Source organism: Streptomyces sp. ICN903, assembly GCF_022015835.1.
GTDB lineage: Bacteria > Actinomycetota > Actinomycetes > Streptomycetales > Streptomycetaceae > Streptomyces > Streptomyces fenghuangensis.
This window is the reverse complement of record NZ_JAKMAY010000164.1, coordinates 7,101-12,907: the sequence shown is the minus strand read 5'-3', so window position 1 is coordinate 12,907 and position 5,807 is coordinate 7,101. Positions and strand designations below refer to the sequence as shown.

Sequence of the window (5,807 nt, the reverse complement as noted above, 5' to 3'; positions counted from 1 at the left end):
CTCCCCGGCCGCTTCCTTCCGTACGGACAGCGCGCTTCCGGCAGGACATCCGAGATGTCCCTGGTTGCCCGCCCCTCACCTCGGGGTTACAGTTGTTGCAGATGCGGCGGTCGTCGAGGTCCGGCGGGCCGCCGAACAGGAGGCGAGCATGGCTCGGACGAGCGTCCTGGCGCACGCCACCACAGTGGAGCCCGTCCCCTCCCACCTGGACGAACTCGCCGAGGCTAGCCGGATGGCACCCGAGCAGGTCGAGGTGACACTGCGCAGGTCCGACGGCAGCGAACTGACGCTGCCCATCGAACTGGCCCGGGTCCTCGTCGCCTCGGCCGGTGAGCTGGCCAGCGGGCACGCGGTCACGGTCCTCGCCTCCGAGAAACAGCTCTCACCTGCCGAGGCGGCCGAACTGCTGGGACTGTCCCGCCCCTTCGTCGTCCGCCTGATGGACTCGGGAGACCTCCCCTCGTCGCACCTTCCGAACAGCAGGCACCGGGTCGTGCGTCTCGCCGACGTGCTGGCTTTCCAGCAGAAGCGGGAACGGCGCAGGCAGGGCCATCGGCAGATCGACGACGCCGGGCTGCCGTACTGACGCGAAGGGCGATGGCCCGCCGAACAACCAGGGGGAAACACACTCGTGCGGGTCCTCGTGGACACCGATGAGCATTTCCGATCTACGCTCGGGAGAGCGAACGCTGTCGTCGGTGGATGACGAAGACCGTGTGCGGCAGTGAGGTGATGCGGCTGGGACTGATGCACATCAAGCCCGGCAGCAGCAGTTGGCGCCGGCCACCTTCAGGTGGCGGTCAGGTTTTCCGGCATGGATGGGGAGCCTCGTGGATCATAAATCCGCCCAGTGGACGCCACCCGATCCGGCACGACCGGAAGAGTCCGCCGAGAGATGATGACGTCCCGGCAGTAAACCCATGCGGCGATCAATCCTCACCACGGAGTTTTAACGAATTTCAGTACTCTCCCTGAGGATTCTCCCCCTCCGGGGTCTTAATACAGGCAGAGGTCAGAGTGACACTGATTTGAGGCTTCTCCCTGCCTTGCGCCCAGGAGGCAATCAAAGTGTACTGGAGCTCATCGTTCTCCGCATGAATAACCGGCTGGCGGTCCTTGGATTCCTCCCTGCCGTCCTTGACAATGGTCCAGCCATCCCCAGGGAGACTATTTCTCAGGTTATCCATCGCCTCCTTGAGAACGCTGTTCGAAACGCCATAGATTGCCCACGGGTGTCGCACCACATACATGCGCTCTTTGTTGGGGTCGGCAGAACAGGTAGAGATTCCCGGTCCTGGCTGAGTAGCTTTCGCGTCAACCCCCATCATGTCGAAGATACGGCTCGATACACCTCTCGCCTGGGAGCGTGCATCTTCCACACTGATAACATGCGGCTCGTAATCGAGCTCCCGCTTCCCGCCTTCACCTTCTGCACCCATGGAACACCCCGACAAAAGAGAGATTGAAATAGTTGCAAAAATCGACAGCAGGACTTGGGTAACTCGAGGACGCCCTCCCCCCCTATCCACGCCTGACCTCATCGTAATTTCCCGTCACAATCAGAGCCTGATTACTCATGCTCACCGATCCTTCTTCCCAGTAGCCGCTGTGTCCATCCGAATCTGTCGCAACGATGTTCGCCCCGAAAGATTCGTCCGATGGAACATGCTGAGAAAACCCGACACCGTACGGGATTCCATTCCAGGTCGATACACCGAAATCGAACCCTCCCAGCCTTGCGGCTTTTCCACCGAGCGGGACAGGGTCGTCCACGAGCGGAGCCGCCATGGCCCAGGTGTGTTCCGTGCCAGTGGTGAGGTCCTCGGCATGAGGGGCGAGCATGCCGGGACTGGCGATAGCAATGATGTCGTCGGTCGCCAGTTCTTTCCGATAGGAGGAGTCTCCCACTACCGTGGTGCCGTAACTGTGCCCGATCACAGTGGTGTGGCTAGCCTCCGGCCCGCCTTGAGCCACCTGAAGACCTTCCATGAAAGAAGTAAGTCGCGGTGAGCCTTCCTTGGCGTAGGAGACAAAGGCTGCTTCGGGGATGACGTCACCGCCCATGCCGGGCATCGCGGATTGCGGGGCGTCGTACCCTACCCATGTGATCGTCGAGATGCTTTGCCCTGGAGCCTCCCGACTACTGTCCCGCCACAGATCGCTCATCCTGCCGATGTCACCTTCCACAGTACCGAGGCGAGACGTGGTACCCGGAACGAAGACAGCCGTGTGGTCGGCGGTGTCGGGATTCCCGTTGGCGATGACGGCATGGCCCAGGTTTTTGGTGTCGAAACCGAGCAGATACGCCTCTGGCAGGCCACCCTGACCGGTCTGGCGGAAACGCCCCTCGATAGCTTCCATGCCTTTGCCGAGTTCTTCCAGCCGGGTCTTCTCATCGTTCCACTTCCGCCACTCCGCAGTCTCCGCCTTCTCGGCGGTCAGGCCGTCCTTCCCCCTCGGAACGAGGTGGTATCTGTTCGGCTCCTGGCTCATATGCTTCGCCAGCACGTCCGCAGTGCGAGCCTTCTCCTCCTGAAGCACCACGCGGTTGGCGCTGTCACGAACTTCCGCAGGAAGGCCTTCCAAAGCACCAACGCTCGCCGGGTACATGGAGACGTACGCATCCCGTTCGTCCTCGGAGAGACTCTTCCACCACTTGGCGTTCTCCTCCGGGGAATCCCCCCGAGGGATGCCGTTCTGTTCGTAGTTATCACCCGCGACCTTGTCGACGGCCGCGCGATCGGACCGGGCATCCGACCACTGAGCATTGCCAACCTTCAGTCCGCGCTTGGCGGAAAGCTGGGACAGGGTTGTCTTGTACTGGTCGTCGATCTGCTGGGCGTCTTTCAGCGCGCCAGTGATGGCGATGCTGAGCTGTTCCGCCAGGTGTCTTTTCGGGTTCACTCCGGTTTCGATTCGTCCGGCGTTCGGCATGGCCGGCGTGTACGGGCTCGGCCGGTTGGCGTCCATGAACAGCTCGTGCGCCTGTTTGCGGACCGTGCCACCCGGCAGCTTCTCACCATTCGGGCCTTTCGCTGCCGGGTAGGTGACCGAACCGTCGTTACTGACGGTCAGCCCGTTCTCCTCCGCATCTCCCAGCGCTCGCTTCAGTCTCCGCTGCGGCTCCTCAAGATCAGCAGCCAGACCGTTCAGAGCCGTCTGGATCAGGCCACATTCCACCTGAATATATTGATAATTCCGACTGAGTCGCTCCAGTGCTTTGAAGGCCGCGTCCTTGGTGTCGCCCTCCTGGGAGCGAATCTTGGCAAGCATCTGTTGGTCGACCCGGTCCATGTCGGTTTGGGCCTGGTCGCTGACCTTCTTCCAGCCGTCGGCCGCCTTCTCGTACTGCGACCGCTTCAGGTCTCGCAGCTGACTGACTGTCTTCATCTCCGTGTTTCCTAAGAAAAGTTCGTGATGGGAGAATTGGGACGGTCTTCGCGCCAGGAGGGCCTCGATGACAGCGAGGACATCTCCTGCTTGGTGTTGTCCTCGTTCTTGTCATGAGCCTCCGCCGCTTTGGTGAAAGCCGTCTGCAGACGCTCGCACTCGTTGCGCACGTCTTGCAGACGGTCCTCCCAGCTGCCGCGCACCTTTTTCAGTTCTGCCGTGCAGGCGAAGCCCTTGGTTGCGGTGGTCAGTCCGGTGTGTGCCTGTTCGAGGTTGGTCAGGGCGGTGGTCATACGTCCGTGCAGCGTGCCCATCTCCTTTGACAAACCCCGTAGTGCGGCCGTGCTGATGTCAAGGTCGGGCAAGGACGCAGCCTCGGACGTGCCGTGTTCGGCCTGCCAGCCGTTCAGTCGCATACCGACGGCCGGGCCTGTGCCGCTGGTGGTCCACTCGTCCGCGAAGCTCACGGTTCCCCTCCGGTGTCTCCTCGTCACACGCGATCGCGACAGTAGCAACACGATCACGGAGGGCACCTGAGTACATGCACCTACGTTATTCAGCCATGTGACCGTTTCCCGGTTATCGGGGAGTCAGGTGCGGCGGTGGAGGAGGCGGCCGGCGAGGACCGTGGCGAGGCAGCGGCCGTCGGTGGCGTGGACGGCGAAGTCCGCGCGGGCGCCCGTGGAGAGGGTGACGGGTCGGGGAGCGGGCAGGACGGTCAGGCCCGAGCGCTGGACGGCGATGCGCACCGAAGGGCGGGTGAAGGGCCCGACGACGGAGGTGACGCCCTCGCGCAGGAGGCGCTGCAGGCCTCGGCGGGCGCTGTGGCCCCAGCGCACCTCGTCCATGGGGAGGGCCGCCAGGGCGGAGCCCGTGAGCGGTTCGGTGTCGGGGATGCCGGGCAGGCCCACCTCTCGCGGGTCCGGGTGGTAGGCGGCCTCCAGCCACGCCGCCGCGTCCACCGCGCAGCGGCCGGGGGCCAGTTCGCCGGACCAGTGGCGGACGCGGGCGGCCGGGTACGTCTCGGCGAGGGAGCCCGCGGGGCCGATCGCCGCGATCCGGTCGCCCTCGACCGCCACCGCGTGCCCGGGCAGCGGCTCGCCGTCCTCGGTGAGGCGGACGGCGAGCGGGGCGTGGATCGTCAGCACGGGATCGCGGGGTGAGGGCGGTCAGCCGGCGTCGATGAGCTTCAGTTCGGGGTGCGCGGTGCCGCCCTCGATCGCGGTGGAGGACAGGTGGGAGACGACGCGGTCGTCCACTGGGTCCTTCGCCGGGTCCTCGTGGACGACCAGGTGCTCGTACGTCGTCGAGCGCTGCGCCGGGACGCGTCCGGCCTTGCGGATGAGGTCGATCAGCTCCATGCGGTTGGAGCGGTGCCTCGCGCCGGCCGAGGAGACGACGTTCTCCTCCAGCATCACCGAGCCGAGGTCGTCCGCGCCGTAGTGCAGGGAGAGCTGGCCGATCTCCTTGCCCGTCGTCAGCCAGGAGCCCTGGATGTGGGCGACGTTGTCCAGGAAGAGCCGGGCGACGGCCAGGATGCGCAGGTACTCGAAGATCGTGGCCTGGGTGCGGCCCTTGAGGTGGTTGTTCTCCGGCTGGTAGGTGTACGGGATGAAGGCGCGGAAGCCGCCGGTGCGGTCCTGCACGTCGCGGATCATCCGCAGGTGCTCGATGCGCTCGGCGTTGGTCTCGCCGGTGCCCATCAGCATGGTGGAGGTGGACTCCACGCCCAGCCGGTGGGCGGTCTCCATGATCTCCAGCCAGCGCTCGCCGGACTCCTTCAGCGGCGCGATCGCCTTGCGCGGGCGCTCGGGGAGCAGTTCGGCGCCGGCGCCGGCGAAGGAGTCCAGGCCGGCGTCGTGGATGCGGCGGATCGCGTCCTCCACCGTCACACCCGAGATCCGGGCCATGTGCTCGACCTCGGAGGCACCCAGGGAGTGGATCACCAGCTCGGGGAAGCGCTTCTTGATCGCCGAGAAGTGCTCCTCGTAGTACTCCACGCCGAAGTCGGGGTGGTGGCCGCCCTGGAACATGATCTGGGTGCCGCCCAGCGCCACGGTCTCCTCGCAGCGGCGCAGGATGTCGTCCAGGTCCCGGGTCCAGCCCTTGTCCGTGTCCTTGGGCGCGGCGTAGAAGGCGCAGAACCGGCAGGCGGTCACACAGACGTTGGTGTAGTTGATGTTCCGCTCGATGATGTACGTGGCGATGTGCTCGGTGCCCGCGTACCGGCGGCGGCGCGCCGTGTCGGCGGCCTGCCCCAGCGAGTGCAGCGGGGCGTGCCGGTAGAGCTCCAACGCCTCCTCCGCGCTGATCCGCCCGCCCCCGGCGGCGCGGTCGAGTACGGACTGGAGGTCGGCGTTATCGGTCACCGGGCGGTCCTCTCGGGCTTGGCGGTCGGGGCGGTCGGGGCGCCGACC

At 65.2% G+C, this 5,807-nt stretch carries 6 protein-coding genes; 1 reads left to right on the top strand and 5 read right to left on the bottom strand.

Annotation, left to right across the window (positions count from 1 at the left end; all coding sequences use genetic code 11):
* Positions 1–148: 148 nt before the first annotated feature.
* A complete protein-coding gene (locus tag L7D48_RS17495) occupies positions 149–586 on the top strand; it encodes a helix-turn-helix domain-containing protein (RefSeq protein WP_237880385.1) in 438 nt (145 codons plus the stop codon).
* A gap of 373 nt (positions 587–959) precedes the next feature.
* Here the strand turns inward: L7D48_RS17495 and L7D48_RS17490 are convergent, their stop codons facing one another.
* The 5 genes from L7D48_RS17490 to mqnC form a co-directional block, all read right to left on the bottom strand.
* Positions 960–1,439 (bottom strand): hypothetical protein, encoded by a 480-nt coding sequence (locus L7D48_RS17490; protein WP_237880384.1) that lies wholly within the window; start codon positions 1,437–1,439, stop codon positions 960–962.
* An 82-nt stretch (positions 1,440–1,521) separates the two neighbouring features.
* Positions 1,522–3,390, bottom strand: coding sequence for an alpha/beta hydrolase (locus L7D48_RS17485; protein WP_237880383.1), 1,869 nt, complete (start codon positions 3,388–3,390; stop codon positions 1,522–1,524).
* An 11-nt stretch (positions 3,391–3,401) separates the two neighbouring features.
* Positions 3,402–3,857 carry a hypothetical protein gene (locus L7D48_RS17480; protein ID WP_237880382.1) on the bottom strand — a complete coding sequence of 152 codons (456 nt, stop codon included), beginning with the start codon at positions 3,855–3,857 and terminating at the stop codon, positions 3,402–3,404.
* Between the two features lie 123 nt (positions 3,858–3,980).
* Entirely contained in the window at positions 3,981–4,538 is a 558-nt protein-coding gene (locus L7D48_RS17475) for a hypothetical protein (protein WP_237880381.1), read from the bottom strand.
* 21 nt (positions 4,539–4,559) lie between these two features.
* Entirely contained in the window at positions 4,560–5,759 is a 1,200-nt protein-coding gene (mqnC, locus tag L7D48_RS17470) for a cyclic dehypoxanthinyl futalosine synthase (protein WP_237880380.1), read from the bottom strand.
* Positions 5,760–5,807: the final 48 nt, after the last annotated feature.